Annotated in this window: 15 protein-coding genes; 3 read left to right on the top strand and 12 right to left on the bottom strand. The window is 66.7% G+C overall.

Annotated elements, in window-relative coordinates:
• Positions 1 to 3 precede the first annotated feature (3 nt).
• From VK92_RS19770 to VK92_RS19755, 4 genes are all read right to left on the bottom strand, one after another.
• A complete protein-coding gene (locus VK92_RS19770) occupies positions 4 to 1182 on the bottom strand; it encodes a polysaccharide biosynthesis/export family protein (RefSeq protein ID WP_021163250.1) in 1179 nt (392 codons plus the stop codon).
• Positions 1176 to 1619, bottom strand: a complete 444-nt coding sequence (locus VK92_RS19765; RefSeq protein ID WP_021163251.1) for a low molecular weight protein-tyrosine-phosphatase — start codon at positions 1617 to 1619, stop codon at positions 1176 to 1178. The genes VK92_RS19770 and VK92_RS19765 overlap by 7 nt, the downstream gene beginning before the upstream one ends.
• 30 nt (positions 1620 to 1649) lie before the next feature.
• Positions 1650 to 3062 carry a UDP-glucose dehydrogenase family protein gene (locus tag VK92_RS19760; protein ID WP_048022236.1) on the bottom strand — a complete coding sequence of 471 codons (1413 nt, stop codon included), beginning with the start codon at positions 3060 to 3062 and terminating at the stop codon, positions 1650 to 1652.
• Positions 3063 to 3135: 73 nt separating this feature from the next.
• Positions 3136 to 4509, bottom strand: coding sequence for an undecaprenyl-phosphate glucose phosphotransferase (locus tag VK92_RS19755; RefSeq protein ID WP_048022291.1), 1374 nt, complete (start codon positions 4507 to 4509; stop codon positions 3136 to 3138).
• A 428-nt stretch (positions 4510 to 4937) separates the two neighbouring features.
• Between VK92_RS19755 and VK92_RS19750 the strand changes: the two genes are divergently transcribed.
• The gene (locus VK92_RS19750) at positions 4938 to 6464 is read left to right on the top strand and encodes a mannose-1-phosphate guanylyltransferase/mannose-6-phosphate isomerase (RefSeq protein ID WP_048022235.1); all 1527 of its coding nucleotides are present in this window, start codon (positions 4938 to 4940) and stop codon (positions 6462 to 6464) included.
• Positions 6465 to 6588: 124 nt separating this feature from the next.
• Here VK92_RS19750 and VK92_RS19745 read toward each other — a convergent pair whose 3' ends face one another.
• From VK92_RS19745 to VK92_RS19710, 8 genes are all read right to left on the bottom strand, one after another.
• Entirely contained in the window at positions 6589 to 7530 is a 942-nt protein-coding gene (locus tag VK92_RS19745) for a transposase (RefSeq protein WP_021163253.1), read from the bottom strand.
• 754 nt (positions 7531 to 8284) lie between these two features.
• Positions 8285 to 8866: a DUF3501 family protein gene (locus VK92_RS19740; protein ID WP_048022233.1), complete on the bottom strand. Its 582-nt coding sequence runs from the start codon at positions 8864 to 8866 to the stop codon at positions 8285 to 8287.
• A 31-nt stretch (positions 8867 to 8897) separates the two neighbouring features.
• A complete protein-coding gene (locus VK92_RS19735; protein ID WP_048022289.1) occupies positions 8898 to 10235 on the bottom strand; it encodes a heterodisulfide reductase-related iron-sulfur binding cluster in 1338 nt (445 codons plus the stop codon).
• A 119-nt stretch (positions 10236 to 10354) separates the two neighbouring features.
• Positions 10355 to 10777, bottom strand: a complete 423-nt coding sequence (locus VK92_RS19730; RefSeq protein WP_006497294.1) for a rubrerythrin family protein — start codon at positions 10775 to 10777, stop codon at positions 10355 to 10357.
• Between the two features lie 354 nt (positions 10778 to 11131).
• Positions 11132 to 12400 carry an RNA polymerase sigma factor gene (locus tag VK92_RS19725; RefSeq protein ID WP_048022230.1) on the bottom strand — a complete coding sequence of 423 codons (1269 nt, stop codon included), beginning with the start codon at positions 12398 to 12400 and terminating at the stop codon, positions 11132 to 11134.
• A complete protein-coding gene (locus VK92_RS19720) occupies positions 12397 to 12813 on the bottom strand; it encodes a VOC family protein (RefSeq protein WP_021164038.1) in 417 nt (138 codons plus the stop codon). Before VK92_RS19720 ends, VK92_RS19725 begins: the two co-directional genes overlap by 4 nt.
• Before the next feature lie 35 nt (positions 12814 to 12848).
• A complete protein-coding gene (locus VK92_RS19715; protein WP_021164039.1) occupies positions 12849 to 13268 on the bottom strand; it encodes a YciI family protein in 420 nt (139 codons plus the stop codon).
• A 125-nt stretch (positions 13269 to 13393) separates the two neighbouring features.
• On the bottom strand, positions 13394 to 13747 hold the full coding sequence (locus tag VK92_RS19710) for a YciI family protein (protein WP_021164040.1): 354 nt from the start codon (positions 13745 to 13747) through the stop codon (positions 13394 to 13396).
• A gap of 204 nt (positions 13748 to 13951) precedes the next feature.
• On the opposite strand from VK92_RS19710, the gene VK92_RS19705 reads away from it, so the two are divergent.
• Positions 13952 to 15817: an ExeM/NucH family extracellular endonuclease gene (locus VK92_RS19705; protein WP_048022228.1), complete on the top strand. Its 1866-nt coding sequence runs from the start codon at positions 13952 to 13954 to the stop codon at positions 15815 to 15817.
• Between the two features lie 284 nt (positions 15818 to 16101).
• Positions 16102 to 16488, top strand: coding sequence for a DUF883 family protein (locus VK92_RS19700; RefSeq protein ID WP_021157600.1), 387 nt, complete (start codon positions 16102 to 16104; stop codon positions 16486 to 16488).
• Positions 16489 to 16527: the final 39 nt, after the last annotated feature.

The following is a 16527-nucleotide window of genomic DNA, read 5'->3' as shown; positions in this document are numbered from 1 at the left end:
CTATCAGCGCGTGATTTGCCGCATGTAGAAGATCGTCTGGATCGTCGGCAACACCTGCTGCAGCACACGGTTGAACTGCACCGAGCTGGCCGTGCTGACGTAGACCACGTCGAGCGGCTGAAGCGGGAAGCGGCTCGACAGCATCAGCGCATCGGGCTGCGTCATGTCGAGACGGAACACTTCAGGCTTCGTCGGGTTGTCGCGCATGCCGCGCATCACGTAGATCTTGCGCGGGTTCGCATCGGTGTCGAGGATGCCGCCGCCGGCCGTCAATGCGTCGGCGATGGTCAGCTTGCCCTTGAGCATCGGCACCGTGACCGGCGTCTTGACCTCGCCCATGATGAACACGCGGCTGTCGCTGCGGTCCGGCACGTTGATGATGTCGCCCTGCTGCAGCATCACGTTCTGCCGCACGTCGCCGCGGTCGAGCACGCCGTTCGCGTCGAGCGTGTAGAGCTTGCCGTCGCGCGTCAGGCGCACGCGCTGCAGATCGGCGTCGGTCGTCGAGCCGCCCGAACGCGAGATCGCGTCGACCAGCGTCAGCGGCACGTCGCTCATCGCGAGCGGGCCCGGCGTCTTCACCTCGCCGGTCACCTGCACCTTCTGGCTGCGGAACGACAGCACGCGCACGTCGAGCTGCGGATTCTTCACATAACGCGCGAGTCGCGTGGCCAGCTCGTCACGGGTCTGCGCGATCGTCTTGCCCGCCACGTGGATGCGGCCGACGAACGGGAAGAAGATCGTGCCGTCGGCGGCCACCGTCTGGCCATAAGGATCGGCCTGGCCCGGCAGCGACGACGAATAGGGTTGCTGCAGCGCGCCCGCGATCGTCTGCGTCGTGTTGCCGCCGCTCGAGAACGACTGGCCCTGCGGCGTCGTCAGCTCCGGGTGGTCCCAGACGGTGACGCCGAGGATGTCCTGCGGCCCGATGCGGTACACGTATTGCGACGGATCGGTATAGCGTCCGGGCGGCAGCGGATGATCGACCTGCGCTTTCTGCAGCTGGTCCATCACCACTTTGGCGTCGATGTAATGAACCGGATAGGTCTCGGCCGCTTGCTGCCGGCCTTCGTCCTTCAGGTTCGACGAGTCGAGGTAGTTGCCGGGCGCGGTTGCACAGGCTGACAGGAAGGTCGTCAGCGCGACGGCAAGCGCCACCGGGCGCATCGGGCGTTTCAGCATAGTTTCTGTAGCCATCCTTGAACCAGACGTTCGATCAGTGAGTAGCTCTCGCGGTAATCGGCCTCGGGGCCGCCGTGCGGGTCGGCAATCTCGGCCCCTTCCCACTTGCCGAGCAGGTGGACCTTGCCGCGCGCGAACGGATCGACCTGTTCGACGGCCGCGATCTGTCCGCGCTCGCTGACGAGAATCAGGTCGGCGTCGCGCACGATCCGGCGCGACAGCCGCCGCGAGCGGTGGGTCGTCGCATCGACGCCCCGCTCGGCGAGCAGCTGCCGCATCACCGGATCGATGCCGTCGCCGTCGTTCGCATGCACGCCGGCCGAATGGAACGTCGGGCGCGGGCCGCCGCGCGACGCGGCGTGCGACTTGAACAGCATTTCCGCCGCCGGGCTGCGGCAGACGTTCGCGTGACAGACGATCAGGATGTTCCGGAACATGGCGTCTCGTAACGAGTGACGGGAAACGGGTTACGCGCTCGCGGGCGCGGTGCCCGGCACACGCGCGGCGACGGCCTGGCGCGAGCCCGGCCGGCCGATCGGGTGGTATTCGATGCCCTGCTCGCTCATCGTCTCCGGCTCGTACAGGTTGCGGCCGTCGAAGATCACCGGCGCTTTCCACAGGCGGCCGAGCGCGACGAAGTCGGGGCTCTTGAAGATCTTCCATTCGGTGACGATCACGAGTGCGTCGGCATCGCGTGCGGCCTGCGCCTCGTCGTCGACGAAGCTCAGGCGCTCGAGCCAGCTCGGGTGATCGGCGAGATCGAGCGCGATCACGCGGCGCGCTTCCTGCTGCGCGACCGGGTCGTACGCGGCGATGCGCGCCCCGCGCGACAGCAGCTCGGCGATCAGCTCGCGGCTCGGCGCTTCGCGCATGTCATCGGTGTTCGGCTTGAACGCGAGGCCCCAGATCGCGAACGTGCGGCCGGTCAGGTCCTCGCCGAAGCGGGCGACGATCTTCTCGGCGAGCACGCGCTTTTGCGTGGCGTTGACCGACGACACGGCCTTCAGGATCTGCAGTGCCTGCCCGTGCTCGTCGGCCGTGCGGATCAGCGCCTCGACGTCCTTCGGGAAGCACGAGCCGCCGTAGCCACAGCCGGCATACAGGAAGTGATAGCCGATGCGCGGATCGGAGCCGATCCCGCGGCGCACGGCCTCGATGTCCGCGCCGAAACGGTCGGCGAGGTTCGCCAGCTCGTTCATGAACGAGATGCGGGTCGCGAGCATCGCGTTCGCCGCGTATTTCGTGAACTCGGCCGAGCGCACGTCCATGTACAGCGTGCGTTCATGGTTGCGGTTGAACGGCGCATAGAGCTTCTTCATCAGCTCGCGCGCGCGCTCGCCCGGCACGTCGTCGTCGCAGCCGATCACGATGCGGTCCGGCCGCGTGAAATCGTCGACCGCCGCGCCTTCCTTCAGGAATTCCGGATTCGACACGACCGAGAACATCTGGTCGCCGCCGCGCTTCGCGAGCTCTTCGGCCACCGCCGCGCGCACGCGCTCGGCCGTGCCGACCGGCACCGTCGACTTGTCGACGATCACCTTGAAGCCCGTCATGTAACGGCCGATGTTGCGCGCCGCCGCGAGCACGTATTGCAGGTCGGCCGAGCCGTCCTCGTCGGGCGGCGTGCCGACCGCGATGAACTGCACGTCGCCGTGCGCGACCGCGGCCTCGATATCGGTCGAGAAGCGCAGGCGGCCCGCCGAGCGGTTGCGCGCGATCACTTCCTTGAGGCCCGGCTCGTGGATCGGCACGCCGCCGTTGTTCAGGATGTCGATCTTTGCCTGGTCGACGTCGAGACAGAACACGTCGTGCCCGATGTCGGCGAGACAGGCGCCGGTGACAAGACCTACGTAACCGCTGCCGATGATAGTCAGATTCATGATGTGTCGGACCTCTTGACCAATGATTCGAAATTCGTAAAACCGCGATGCCTGCGTGGCGCGGCCTCGGTACTCAGTACGCGTTGCTGCCGGTGAAGCCTTTCCAGAGCGTCAGCACGACGATCTTGATGTCGAGCCAGAACGACCAGTTCTGCATGTAGTACAGATCGAGCTTCACGCGTCCCATCATCTTCTCGATCTGGTCGGTCTCGCCGCGAAAGCCGTTGATCTGCGCCCAGCCGGTGATGCCCGGCTTGATCCGGTAGCGGAACATGTAGCCCTTGACGAGATCCTTGTAGATGTCGTCGTGCGCGAGCGCATGCGGGCGCGGGCCGACGACCGACATCTCGCCCTTCAATACGTTGATGAACTGCGGCAGCTCGTCGAGACTCGTGCGGCGCAGGAACCGGCCGACCGGCGTCACGCGCGAGTCGTTCTTGGTCGCCTGCGTGACCTGCCCGGCCACTTCCTGGTGCACCTTCATCGAGCGGAACTTGTAGATCTCGAACTCGTGCCCGTCGATGCCCTTGCGCTTCTGGCGGAAGAACACCGGCCCGCGCGACGTCAGCTTGATCAGGCCGGCGATCACTACCATCACCGGCGCAAGCGCGGTGAGTGCGGCCAGCGCGAACAGCCGGTCGAACACGAACTTCGGCAGGATCCGCACGTCGGTGATCGGCGACGCCGCGAGGTTGATCGCCGGCACGCCGAGCACCTCGACCACTTCCTGGTTGAAGAACGACAGCGTGCGCACGTCCGGGATGAAGCGGATGTTGACGAAGTCGTGGCGGAACACGGTCACGATCTGGTGAATCCGGCGTTCCTCCGTGATCGGCAGCGTGAGCCACAGCTCGCTGATCGCGCGGCTGCGCACCAGCCACACCAGCGATTCGAACTGCCGCTCGATGCGCACGTCGTCGAGCGCGACCTCGCCCGGCGCTTCGCTTTCGTCGTAGACGCACACCGGGTTGAAACCGGCTTCCGGCCGCGCCCGCATCTGCGCGATCAGCCGCCGCGCCGCCGGCGTACCGCCGACGATCGCGACCGCCTTCAGGTTGTAGCCGCCGCGGCGCAGCTGCCGCAGCACGACGTGCACGCAGGTTTTCGAGCCGGCGAGCAGCGCCATCGTCACGAGCGCCCAGTAACCCAGCCACAGCCGCGACAGGTCGCCCGACTGATGGAAGCTGAAGCTCATCAGGATGCCCGCGAGCTCGACCACGAGCCAGGCGAACGCAACCCGGCCCACCAGCCCGACGAGACGCTTGCCGCGCCACGACTGGTAAATGCCGATGGCCGGAAAGAACACGACGACGAGCAGGCAGTCGAACAGCACCGTCGTGCGCTGCAGGTCGTTGAGCCAGATGCTGCCGTCGTGCAGTGCGGCGGCGATCAGCGCCCCCGCTACGACCATCGCGATATCGATGACTCTCGCCAGCACGCTCAACATGTCTGCTTCCTCTTTGAACAGGCGTTTGCCGAACAGCTCCTTGTGCGACCCGTGCCGCACATTCGATTCAAACGTTGCATGACGCTATTGAAGCGGTAAGAAAATTCCGCCTCAAGCGCACAAGTATTTCGAAAAATAATCGGAAATTCTTGCTGCGTAGTTTTTGAATTAAATCGGCAGGTTTTCCCGAAATGATCGCGAATCGGGAATTCTTCGGAAGCTTTACGGTTTCCGCTCACCCTTTGCCGGCGGTCAACACCAGCCGATTCACCGATTTATTTTTTATTTTTTTATTTGCACCGGATGCTGGCGCGGAAAATTCTTCCCGGTGAATGCCCGGCGAATATCAGGCAATGGGCCCGGTTTTATTGTCGATTTACTTCATGCTACAACGGCAGGCACTGACTTCAACCGTGGAGAGTGTCAACATGAATGCTCCGGCCGTGGCTGCCGAAACGCGCCATTCCCCTTCCGCCGCACCCGCCGCCGGCACGCGCGTCGCCGTGCAACCGGTGATTCTCGCCGGCGGCTCCGGCACGCGCCTGTGGCCGATGTCGCGCGAGCGCTTTCCGAAACAGCTGATCGGCTTGCTCGGCGAACATTCGTTGCTGCAGTCGACCGCGCTGCGCCTCGACGGCCTGGCGGGCGATCATCCGCTGACCGACGACGTGCTGATCGTATGCGGCGAGGATCACCGCTTCACGACCGCCGAACAGCTGCGCCTGACCGGCAAGTCCGCGTCGATCATGCTCGAGCCGATCGCCCGCGACACCGCGCCCGCGCTGACGCTCGCCGCGCTGCGGCTCGCCGCCGACGGCAACGACGCGATCATGACCGTGATGCCGGCCGACCATGCGGTGGCCGACCTGCCGCGCTTTCACGCCGCGGTCGCGGCCGGCGTGCACTGCGCGAAGCAAGGCCGGATCGCGACGATGGGCATCGTGCCCAAGCACGCGGAAACCGGCTACGGCTACATCCGCGTCGGCGCGCCGCTCGGCGACGCCGCGACGGGCAGCCTCGACGTGCGCCGCCTCGATCGTTTCGTCGAGAAACCGCATCTCGAACTCGCTCAGCAGTACGTCGCATCGGGCGAATACTGGTGGAACAGCGGGATCTTCATCGTGCGCGCATCGGTGTGGCTGAAGGCGATCCGCCAGCTCGAACCCGCGATCTACGCGGCCTGCGAACAGGCCGTCGCCCAGGGCAAGGCCGATGGCGATTTCTTCCGCGTCGATCGCGACGCATTCGCCGCGTCGCCGTCGAACTCGATCGACTACGCGGTGATGGAGCCGCTCGCGAGCCTGCCGCAACTGTGCGAGAGCGTCGTCGTGCCGCTCGACGCGGGCTGGTCGGACGTCGGCTCGTGGGATGCGATCTGGCAGATCTCGGAGAAGGACGAGGCCGGCAACGTCGGCCGCGGCCACGTGCTGCTCGAAGACGCGGAATCGACGTTCGCGCATTCGGAAAGCCGGCTCGTCGCCTGCGTCGGCACGCAGAACCTCGTCGTCGTCGAAACCCCCGACGCCGTGCTCGTCGCCGACAAGTCGCGCGTGCAGGACGTGAAGAAAATCGTCGGGCGCATCAAGGCGCAACGCGGCGCGGAAGCGTCCGATCACCGCAAGGTGCATCGCCCGTGGGGCCACTACGACTCGGTCGACATGGGCGAACGCTTCCAGGTGAAACGCATCGTCGTGAAACCGGGTGCGCGACTGTCGCTGCAGATGCATCACCACCGCGCCGAACACTGGATCGTCGTGCGCGGCACCGCGCGCATCACGCGCGGCGACGAAACGTTCCTGCTGTCCGAAAACGAATCGACGTACATCCCGCTCGGCGTGTCGCATCGCCTCGAGAACCCGGGCAAGATGCCGCTCGAGCTGATCGAAGTGCAGTCGGGTGCGTATCTCGGCGAGGACGACATCGTCCGCTTCGACGATACCTACGGCCGCCAGTAACACACGTACACGCCCGGGGCGCCGCTTCGACGGCGGCGCCCCGGGCGATGCAGGCATGGAAAGACGAGGCTTCCGAGCGGGCGTCGTGGCACACGACGGCCCGCCCGTTTCACCGGTGCGGCGATCAGCCCACGCGGTACACGTATTCGCGACGCTCCTGCTGCACCGGATCGTTGCGGCTTTCGGACAGCGCGCTCGTGTGACGCTCGGCGATGAAGCGCTTGATGTCCGACTCCGCACGCGCGAGCGCGGACAGGCCGGCCAGCACCTCGCCTTGCGGCGCGCGTGCCGGTTCGTCGCTCGCGCCATGGCGATCGATCCACTGACGTGCCCAGTCGAGCGCGAACTGCTCGGCTTCCTCGGCATCGGTGAAGCGCGGGCCGATCAGGCCCGAACGCTCGACGCGCCGCTCGTCCTGCGAAATCTCGGCCCACGCGCGATACATCAGGTTCTGCACGGGCTGCGCGATGCCGCGGATCGTATAGCCGCGATACTCGTCGACTTGCGGTTCGGCCGCGGCGAAGCTCGCCGACGACGCACGCGCATGGCGCAACTCCACCGACCGCGCGCCCGGCACCACGAACGACGCGTCGGACGGCCGCGCTTCGGCGTCGTCCTGGATGGACGACTGCGACGCGCCTTCGCCATCCCAAACGTTTGCGTGCGCGACCGGCAATTGCCACGACTCGGGGTTTTGCCAGAACACGCCGCGCAAGCGATCGTTGTCGGGCACGGGCTCGGCACGGCGTGCGGGCACGACCGGCACCGGCGGCGGCGGGATATACGCGAACGTGCGCCCGCTGAACTGGGTCAGCACGTCGATCATCTGCAGCAGCGTGCCGGACGCCAGCCATTCCTCGTAACGGCGACGGCACGTCGGCCCGGACGGGTAACGACCGGGCAGCTTCGACCAGGCTTCACCGGTCGTCAGGATCCAGAGCACCGCATTGGCGACGACGCGCGGTTCGGCACGCGGACGCCCACGACGGTTCAGCCGGATGGGTTCATCGGCGATCAGCGTTGAAAGACGAAACCACTCTTCATCGGTAAGCTCATCGAAGAACATAGTAGATCTCTCCACGCAGCCAGGCCGGGGCTGCGATTGGCGGCGCCATCGCGACACATCGCGTCGCGGGGCGGCCAGGTTGCACATTATGCTTATCCGGTGTTGTGCATGCCGGTGCGACACCGCACTTTCACGGTGCCGCCATTCCCGGCAATGGCGCACAAATCACGGTCTCACTCCAATGTGGGAATTTTTGTGCACGAAGCATACCATCCCTAGGGTTTATCTCAATATGACAATGACTTAATGTTACGCACTGAAACAACCTGCCAAGGGTGCGTAATGTATTTATGCTTGAATTTTTTTGCGGGATCTTTATGCCCGACGCTGCAAAGGCCCGTCTGGCGGGGCTCTCCAGCGTATGAAGAATGCCCGAGAATGGGCATTTTCGGGCCGCTCCGCCCCCTGCCGGCAACAATCCCGCGCATTGCTTCCCAACATCGGTAAATCAGGGGAAAAAGCGTAACAAGATATTCACGAATCGGTAAATCATTCAAATTTCGCCGATTTTAATTATCTCCGTGCACAATCTTTTTATTGTTTCTCTGCGAGTGATGAAAGCACGGTGACGTGCGATGCACGTCTTTCGCTGGATGCAAGTTCGTGACGCCTGTTACATCTTCGCGGCGGCAGGCGTGCGATACGCGCCGCATCGCGTGCGGAGATCGCGTTTCGGGTCGGAACGGAAAAATGGAAACCGGTGCGCGGGACGCACCGGACGTGCCGGAAGCGCCGCTGACGTGCTGCGGATGCGTCAGCGCAGATCGCCGGCCAGCGATGCGGTCACGTCAGCGTCCACGCGCTGCGCCGGCATCGTGTAGGCCGGGTGATCGCAGCCGATCGACAGCGCCGCCCCGCCCTTAAGCGCCGCGCGCATCGGCGCGTCGAGCTCGAAGCGCAAGAAGTGCACGGCCGACGTCTTCTCGGCGTTGTCGCGCTCGAGATCCTCGTCGGCGATCGCATGAATGCGCGCGTGGCCGTCGACCTGCAGGTACACGCGATCCTCGACACCGATCAGCCGCGCGAGCGCCGCCCGCCGTTCGACCTCGTGCTCATACTCGATCTGCATCGTCGCCTTCAGGTTCGTGCCGTCGGGCACGAGCGGCAGATACGCTTCCAGCTCCCCTTCGATGCCGGCCTGGTCGAAGATCTTCTCGATGTGCAGCATCTCCTGGATCTGATAGCGGATCGTCGTCTCGTCCTCGAACAGGAAGCGCAGGTGGTTGCCGAGGGCCACCGCGCGGCGGCGCTTGTACGCGACGAGCCGCGCGTGTTCGGCCTTGCGGATCTTCGCGTACGCTTCGAGCGTCAGCAGGGAGTCGCGGGTCAACGTCATGGGATGTCCTCGTGGGTCGGCCGGCGGCGGCTCAGATGCCGTATGCGCGGCGCAGCAGCGTGAGCGGATGCGCGAGCGGCGCGGACGGCAGCCCGTTCTCGTCGATGCCCTGCACGATGTGATGGCCGGCCAGCGCGCAGTCCGACGACACGAAATCCGGCTGCGGCTCGGCCATCGCCTTGAACACGGGGCCGCCGATCCGCATCGCGTCCGCATGAAACTCCTTTTTCACGCCGAACGTGCCCGCGTGGCCCGAGCAGCGCTCGACGACGTTCACGCGCGTATCGGGCACGAGCGACAGCGCGTCGGCCGTCTTGCGACCGATGTTCTGCACGCGCGCATGGCAGGGCACGTGATACGACACGGTGCCGAGGCCCGTCTTGAAATCGGTCTTCAGCAACCCGTCGCGATGCCGCGCGATCACGTATTCGAACGGATCCCAGAATGCGTCGGCCACCGCGCGCACCGCGTCGTCGCCGGGGAACATCAGCGGCAGCTCGCTCTTGTACATCAGCACGCAGCTCGGAATCGCGCCGATCAGTGCATAACCTTCGCGCGCATAGCGCTCGAGCACGGGCAGGTTCACGTCCTTCTTCGCGGCCACGCCGGCGAGATTGCCCTGCTCGAGCAGCGGCATTCCGCAGCAGGCTTCGCGCGTGACGAGCTCGTAAGGGATGTCGTTGTGCGCGAGGATCGCGAGCAGGTCGTGGCCGATGCCCGGCTCGTTGAAATTCACGTAGCAGGTCGCGTAGATCGCGACCTTGCCGGGCGTGCGTTCGCCGTCGCGCACGAGCAGGCCGTCCGACGGTTTCGCCGCGCGCCGGAACTTGCGCGGCGCGAATTCCGGCAGCCACGCATGGCGATCGACGCCGAGCGTCGCTTCGAGCGCATGACGCGCGGGCGCCGTACGGTTCACCGCGTTCACCGCCTGCGTGACGATCGGAATGCCGGCAAAGTGACCGAGCGCGTCGGTGTTCGACAGCACCTTGTCGCGCAACGTCGCTTCGCCGCGCTTGTAGCGCGCGGCCTTGCCGCGCAGCATCAGGTGCGGGAAGTCGACGTTCCATGCGTGCGGCGGCACGTACGGGCATTTCGTCATGTAGCAGAGGTCGCACAGGTAGCACTGGTCGACGACCTTGCCGAACGCCGCCTTCGGCACTTCCTCGATATCGCCCATCGGCGTGTCGTCGACCAGGTCGAACAGCGTCGGAAACGCGCCGCACAGCGACACGCAGCGCCGGCATCCGGCACAGATGTCGAACACGCGCGTCATTTCCGCATCGATCGCGGCCTGGTCGTAGAACGCATCGGACTGCCAGTCGAGCGGATGCCGGGTCGGGGCTTCGAGACTGCCTTCCTTGTGGGGCATGGGGCGCTCCAGCGTGGCGCGCATGCGCGCCAGCGCCGCCCGCGCGATGCGGGCAGCGATGAACGAACAGCCGGCCGCTTGCCGGTCGCACGGCCTGCCGTGCGGCCCGCGGCGGCCCGTCAGTCGACGAGACTGTCCAGCGCCTTCGTATAGCGGTTCGCGTGGCTGCGTTCGGCCTTCGCGAGCGTCTCGAACCAGTTCGCGATTTCGTCGAAGCCCTCGTCGCGCGCCGTCTTCGCCATGCCCGGATACATGTCCGTGTATTCGTGCGTTTCGCCGGCGATCGCCGATTCGAGATTCAGTCGCGAGGAACCGAACGGCAAGCCCGTTGCCGGATCGCCGACGGCTTCCAGGTATTCGAGATGGCCGTGCGCATGGCCGGTTTCGCCTTCGGCGGTCGAGCGGAACAGCGCGGCGACGTCGTTCTGGCCTTCGACGTCAGCCTTCGAAGCGAAATACAGATAACGCCGGTTCGCCTGCGATTCGCCCGCGAATGCGGCCTTCAGGTTCTCTTCGGTTTTGCTGCCCTTGAGTTGAGCCATTTGCGCCTCCGTTCGAGTCGGCGCGGCCGCGTGCGAAGCCGGGCCGATCAGGTATGTGGGGAACGATACGTGCGCCGCGGCGCGCGTATCGTGCTCTTCAATCTAGGCGCTCGCGTTCGCATCCCCCAATAGGCTTTTTCAATCCGGACGATAGTCGGCGCATTGCGCGGCGGGGCGGGATGCGTTGCCGGGTGGCGGGTGGGGTACGGTGTCCGGTGTCCGGTGTCCGGTGCGCGGCGTGCGTTCGCGTTCGCGTGTGCTTGTGCGTGTGCGTGCTGGGGGCTGCGTGTTGGGGGCTGCTGGCTGCGTGCTGTGCGCTGGGCGCTGGGCGCTGCGTGCTGAGCGCTGCGCGCCTCACGCGTCGGTCGCACGCCTGAGCAGCAGTTCGCGCTCGCGCTCGTTGCGCGTCAGTTCCGCCGCGCGGCGGAATTCGGCCTTGGCCTCGTCGGCGCGGCCAAGCTTCGCCAGCAGGTCGCCGCGCACGCTCGGCAGCCAGTGATAACGCGCAAGCGCCGGATCGTCGCGCAGCACGTCGACGAGTTCGAGCGCCGCGGCGGGCCCGAACGCCATCCCGACGGCCACCGCGCGATTCAGTTCGACGACCGGCGACGGCGCGACCTCGGCGAGCGCGTCGTACAGCGCGACGATCTGCGCCCAGTCCGTGTCCGCCGCCTGCCGCGCACGCGCATGGCAGGCGGCGAGTGCAGCCTGCAACGCATACGGCCCGCGCACGCCGCCGAGCTTCGTCGCCTGCTCAAGCGCCGCGAGGCCGCGTCGGATCAAGAGCGGATCCCAGCGGCTGCGATCCTGGTCGAGCAGCAGGACGGGCCGGCCCTGCGCGTCGGTGCGCGCGTGCATGCGCGACGCCTGGAGTTCCATCAACGCGACGAGCCCGAGCACTTCGCTCTCGTCCGGCGCCAGCCCGGCCAGCACGCGGCCGAGCCGCAGCGCCTCGTCGCACAGCGCCGGACGTGTCCAGTCGTCGCCCGCGGTCGCCGCGTGGCCTTCGTTGAACACGAGATAGATCACCTCGAGCACCGACGCGAGCCGCGCGGGCCGCGCATCGGCGGCCGGCACCTCGAACGGCACGTGCGCGGCCGCGAGCGTGCGCTTGGCGCGCACGATCCGCTGCGCGATCGTCGGCTCGGGCGTCAGGAACGCGCGCGCGATCTCGCCCGTCGTCAGCCCGCCGAGCAGCCGCAGCGTCAGCGCGACGCGCGCATCGGTCGACAGCACCGGGTGGCACGACGTGAAGATCAGCCGCAGCAGATCGTCGCCGATGTCGTCGTCGCTCGCGTCGGCGAGCGCATCTGCGATGTCGGGCACGACATGCGCTTCGAGCGCATCCATCTCGTGGCCGAGCTGGTCGCGCTTCGCCGCGTGGAGCGACTCCTGCCGGACCCGGTCGAGCGCGCGGCGCTTCACGGCCGTCATCAGCCACGCGGCCGGGTTGTCGGGCACGCCGTCGACGGGCCAGTGCTCGAGCGCCGCGACGAGCGTGTCCTGCGCCAGCTCCTCGGCCACGCCGATGTCGCGCACCACGCGCGCGGCGCGCGCGATGATCTTGGGCGCCTCGATCCGCCAGACCGCTTCGATCGCACGGTGAGTCGCCTCGAGCGTCACGACGCCTGCCCCTGGGCGGACGCATCCAGCGGCATGGCCATCAGCTCCCATGCATGGCCGTCCGGATCGTCGAACCCGTGGCCGTACATGTTCGGATACTCGCGCGGCGCCTGCGGCGCGGACCCGCCGGCCGCGAGCGCCTTCGCGACGATCGCGTCGACCTCGGCGCGGCTGTCGCACGACAGGCACGTCAGCGCCTGCACCTGCGTCGCCGGATCGACGATGGTCTTGCCGGTGAAGGTCTGGAAAAACGGCCGCACGAGCAGCATCGCGAAAATCGTGTCGCTGATCTTGATGCAGGCGGCCTGTTCGTTGGTGTAGGCCGGCACGACCTCGAAACCGAGTGCCTGGTAGAACGTCTTCGCGCGCGGCAGGTCGGCCACGGGCAGGTTGATGAAAACCATCTTGTGCATGACGGAAGCTCCGGTGAGACTGGATTCGGGTGGATTCAGGCCTGGGTGCGGCCGACGTGGAGATCACGGAACCGCTCGACCGCGTCGCTCGGAGTGAGGTCGTCGAGCTCGAACAGCGGCCGCACCTCGATCTCGCAGTCCATTTCGGCGCCGAACGGCGCGGGGAACCGGCGCGTCCATTCGAGCGCCTCGTCGCGCGAACGCACCTGGATCAGCGTATAGCCGGCGATCAGTTCCTTCGTTTCGGCGAACGGGCCGTCGATCACCGTGCCCTTGCCGCCCGTGTAGCGCACGCGCCAGCCGCGCGCGCTCGGCCGCAGCCCGTTCGCGTCGAGCAGCACGCCGGCCCTGGCCAGTTCCTCGTGGTAGACGGTCATGGCTTCGACCAGCCGGTTGTCCGGCAACGCGTCGGATTCGCTGACGGCGTTCGCCCGGATCATGATCATGAATCGCATCGTTTACTCCTTGTCATCGGTGGAAGGCGGCGCCCGTTCGGCGGCGCCTTATCCGGACGACGGCCGGAAGACGCCCGGATCGACACGTTCCGCGAATAATCAGGGTAAATACCGAGTCGCGGCATTCACAGGAAGCACGGGCCGACCGCGCGTACCTCGACCGTGCACCATTGCGCGGCCGGGCACTGGCGCGCGATCTCGATCGCTTCCTCGCGGGTGTCGACGTCGACGAGAAAGAAGCCGCCGACCATCTCTTTCACTTCCGCGAACGGGCCGTCGAGCAGGCGCGTCTCGCCGTCGCGCACCTGCACGCGCGTGCCGCGCTCGGAACGCTCCAGCGACTCGACACCGCGCAGCACGCCGCGCGCCTTCAGCGTCTCGGCGAAATCGACCATCCGCGCGTACAGCGCCTGGCCTTCGTCGAGCGTGCGCTCGGCACGCTGGTCGGTCGGCTCGACAATCAACAGCATGTAGGACATGGATTTCTCCTGTGGGAACGGGGCGCGGCAGCGTGTGCTGCGCGATCGGGATGCGCCGCCGATGCAAAAGCGTAACAGCCGTCGTGCGCGTTGCATCGTCGGCCGATCGGCACACTGGCCGGACGGCCAATTTCGCCGCTTCCTGACATTTTGCCGTCAAGATGCTTTCCCGAATCGTCGGATTTTCTTCCTGTGGACCGCCCCATGTCACGCCTGCTTTCGCCGCCTGCCGTTGCAGCGTTCTTCGTCCTCTCCACCCTCTTCGTCCTCTTCGCCGGGCCCGCCGCGGCCGCGCCGCCGGTCAGCGCCGGCTGCGGCGGCGCAACCACGCCGATTGCCGACCTCCGCGGCGCCGGCGGCCCGTCGCCGCTGGCCGGGCAAACGACCTCGATCGAAGCGGTCGTCACCGCGGCATTCACCGGCGCCGACGGCCTGGGCGGCTTCTTCGTCCAGCAGGCCGACGCGCAGCGACGGCACCGGCCGGGCGTCCCGGAAGGCGTGTTCGTGTACGCACCGAACGCGCGTGCGAAAGCCGGCGATCTCGTGCATCTCACGGGCCGCGTCGACGAGCGCTACGGCCGGACGCAGTTCACACTGTCGGGCGACATGACCGTCTGCGCAAGCGGGCAGACCGTCACCCCGGCGACGCTTACGCTGCCGGTCGCCACGTTATCCGTGCTGGCCGCGCATGAAGGCATGCGCGTGCGCCTGCCGCAAACGCTGACGGTCAGCGATACCCACGCGCTCGGCCGCTACGGCAGCGTCGTCCTCAGCCACGGCCGGCTGCGCATCCCGACCCACGTCGCACCGCCGGCCGAGGCCGCCACGCTCGCGGCAGCCAACGCACGCAACCGCATCGTGCTCGACGACGGCTCGAACCGCCGCGATCCCGCAACCGTGCGCTATCCGCCACCCGCGCTCAGCGCCGCCAACACGCTGCGCGCGGGCTACACGGTGCGCGATGTCGAGGGTGTGCTCGAACTGCGCTACGGCGCATGGCGGCTGCAACCCATTGCCGGCGCGGCGCCGGTCTTCGATGCCGCCTCGAACCCGCGTACCGATGCGCCGGCCCGTCATCCCGATGCCGACGCGCGCATCGTGTCGTTCAACGTATTCAACTATTTCAATGGTGACGGGCACGGCGGCGGATTCGATGCCCCGGCCGGCCGAGGAGCGAAAACGCCCGCCGTGTTCGCGCGGCAGGAGGCGAAGATCGTTGCGGCATTGCGCGCGCTGCGAGCCGACGTGATCGGGCTGATGGAAATCGCGAACAATGGCCTCGGCGACACGAGCGCCGTGCGGCGTCTCGCCGCGCAGCTTGGCGAAGGCTGGCGCGCGGTCGATCCGGGCACCGCGCGGCTCGGCCGCGATGCAATCACGGTCGCGCTGCTGTACGACAGCCGCACGGTCGAGCCGGTCGGCCGCGCCGCGACCGTCTCGCTCGGCAGCCGGCATCGCCCGCCGCTCGCGCAGACATTCCGGCGCGTCGGCGGCACGCGCGCGTTGACGGTCGCGGTCAATCACCTGAAATCGAAGAACTGCCCGAACGCGACCGGCGCCGATCTCGACCGGTCGGACGGCCAGGGCTGCTGGAACGCGGCGCGCACGCGGGCCGCCGTGCGCATCGCCGGCTGGCTCGCCGGATCGCCGACAGGCGCCGCGGCCGATGGCGTACTGCTGGTCGGCGACCTGAACAGCTATGCGAAGGAAGATCCGGTTCGCGCGCTCGAATCGCGCGGCTACGCGAATCTGGTGGCGCGCTTCGTCGGCGATACTGCGTACAGCTACGTATTTCGCGGCGAGGCCGGCAGCCTCGATCACGCACTCGCGACGCCGGCCCTGACCGCGCGCGTCAAAGCCGTACACGTCTGGCACATCAACGCCGATGAACCGTCTGCACTGCAACCCGTGCCCGATTACAAAACGGCCGCACATCGGTCGTCCTATTACGCACCCGACGCGTATCGATCGTCGGACCACGATCCCGTCGTCGTCGACCTTGCACTGGACAACGGCTCGCGAATGACGGCCGCAGGCACAAACCCTGCTCGCCCGTACAGCGTCGATTAGTGCATTTGCATCAGCCCATCGCCTGCAATGGCACTATTTACCTGGTACCCCGGGCGACGCCATATTTACCGGACATTCACTTCGTATCGCTTCTTGTTGCACGCGTTTCGCCCATTTGAGAATTTTTTCAATCTTCGCGCGGCCCCGCGTGGCGGGGCTTCCCGGCAAATCCGCCAACGAATTGAAAATTTGTCTCGAAACTCAACCGGGCCAAGTGAATCACATTAGTTGCTGGGATTCGTCTTATCTTCAAATTGGCCTTGAATCGAAGGAGGATAAACACCATGGCGCTCACTGACTCGATCGAACACAAGCTGGACCGCGGCCTGTCCGACATTCGTCGCACGGGCCGGCGCGTGGGACGCACGACGCGCTCGGCCGCCCGCGACCTGCATGCCGACGTCACCGACGATCTGCGCGGGCTGGTCGATGAACTCGAAGATCTGCTGAAAAACGACGGCGACGGCGATATCGCCGCGCTGCGCAAGCGCGTGCAATCCAGGCTCGATGAAGCACGCGGCGCGCTCGACCATGCGTCGGGCAGCGCAGCCGCCCGGCTGCGCGATTCCGCCGAACGCGTGTCGCAGGTCGTGCAAGACAACCCGTGGCAAACCGCCGGCGTCGTTGCCGGCCTCGCGTTCGTTGCGGGCCTGCTCCTTGCCCGCCGTTGAACGGAGCCGGCCGTCCCGCCGCCCGCCCCGCCCGTCCTC

Origin of the sequence: Burkholderia sp. LK4 (assembly GCF_001043615.1) — a bacterium.
GTDB classification, from domain to species: Bacteria; Pseudomonadota; Gammaproteobacteria; order Burkholderiales; family Burkholderiaceae; genus Burkholderia; species Burkholderia cepacia.
This window is presented reverse-complemented; position numbering and strand designations above follow the sequence as displayed.

Bases quoted from the DNA above. Each gene is read 5' to 3' on its own strand.
- VK92_RS19750 (WP_048022235.1), top strand. From the start codon at position 4,938: ATGAATGCTCCGGCCGTGGCTGCCGAAACGCGCCATTCCCCTTCCGCC.
- VK92_RS19755 (WP_048022291.1), bottom strand. From the start codon at position 4,509: ATGTTGAGCGTGCTGGCGAGAGTCATCGATATCGCGATGGTCGTAGCG.
- VK92_RS19770 (WP_021163250.1), bottom strand. From the start codon at position 1,182: ATGCTGAAACGCCCGATGCGCCCGGTGGCGCTTGCCGTCGCGCTGACG.
- VK92_RS19705 (WP_048022228.1), top strand. From the start codon at position 13,952: ATGTCACGCCTGCTTTCGCCGCCTGCCGTTGCAGCGTTCTTCGTCCTC.
- VK92_RS19715 (WP_021164039.1), bottom strand. From the start codon at position 13,268: ATGCGATTCATGATCATGATCCGGGCGAACGCCGTCAGCGAATCCGAC.
- VK92_RS19745 (WP_021163253.1), bottom strand. From the start codon at position 7,530: ATGTTCTTCGATGAGCTTACCGATGAAGAGTGGTTTCGTCTTTCAACG.
- VK92_RS19710 (WP_021164040.1), bottom strand. From the start codon at position 13,747: ATGTCCTACATGCTGTTGATTGTCGAGCCGACCGACCAGCGTGCCGAG.
- VK92_RS19760 (WP_048022236.1), bottom strand. From the start codon at position 3,062: ATGAATCTGACTATCATCGGCAGCGGTTACGTAGGTCTTGTCACCGGC.
- VK92_RS19730 (WP_006497294.1), bottom strand. From the start codon at position 10,777: ATGGCTCAACTCAAGGGCAGCAAAACCGAAGAGAACCTGAAGGCCGCA.
- VK92_RS19735 (WP_048022289.1), bottom strand. From the start codon at position 10,235: ATGCCCCACAAGGAAGGCAGTCTCGAAGCCCCGACCCGGCATCCGCTC.
- VK92_RS19765 (WP_021163251.1), bottom strand. From the start codon at position 1,619: ATGTTCCGGAACATCCTGATCGTCTGTCACGCGAACGTCTGCCGCAGC.
- VK92_RS19700 (WP_021157600.1), top strand. From the start codon at position 16,102: ATGGCGCTCACTGACTCGATCGAACACAAGCTGGACCGCGGCCTGTCC.
- VK92_RS19720 (WP_021164038.1), bottom strand. From the start codon at position 12,813: ATGCACAAGATGGTTTTCATCAACCTGCCCGTGGCCGACCTGCCGCGC.
- VK92_RS19740 (WP_048022233.1), bottom strand. From the start codon at position 8,866: ATGACGTTGACCCGCGACTCCCTGCTGACGCTCGAAGCGTACGCGAAG.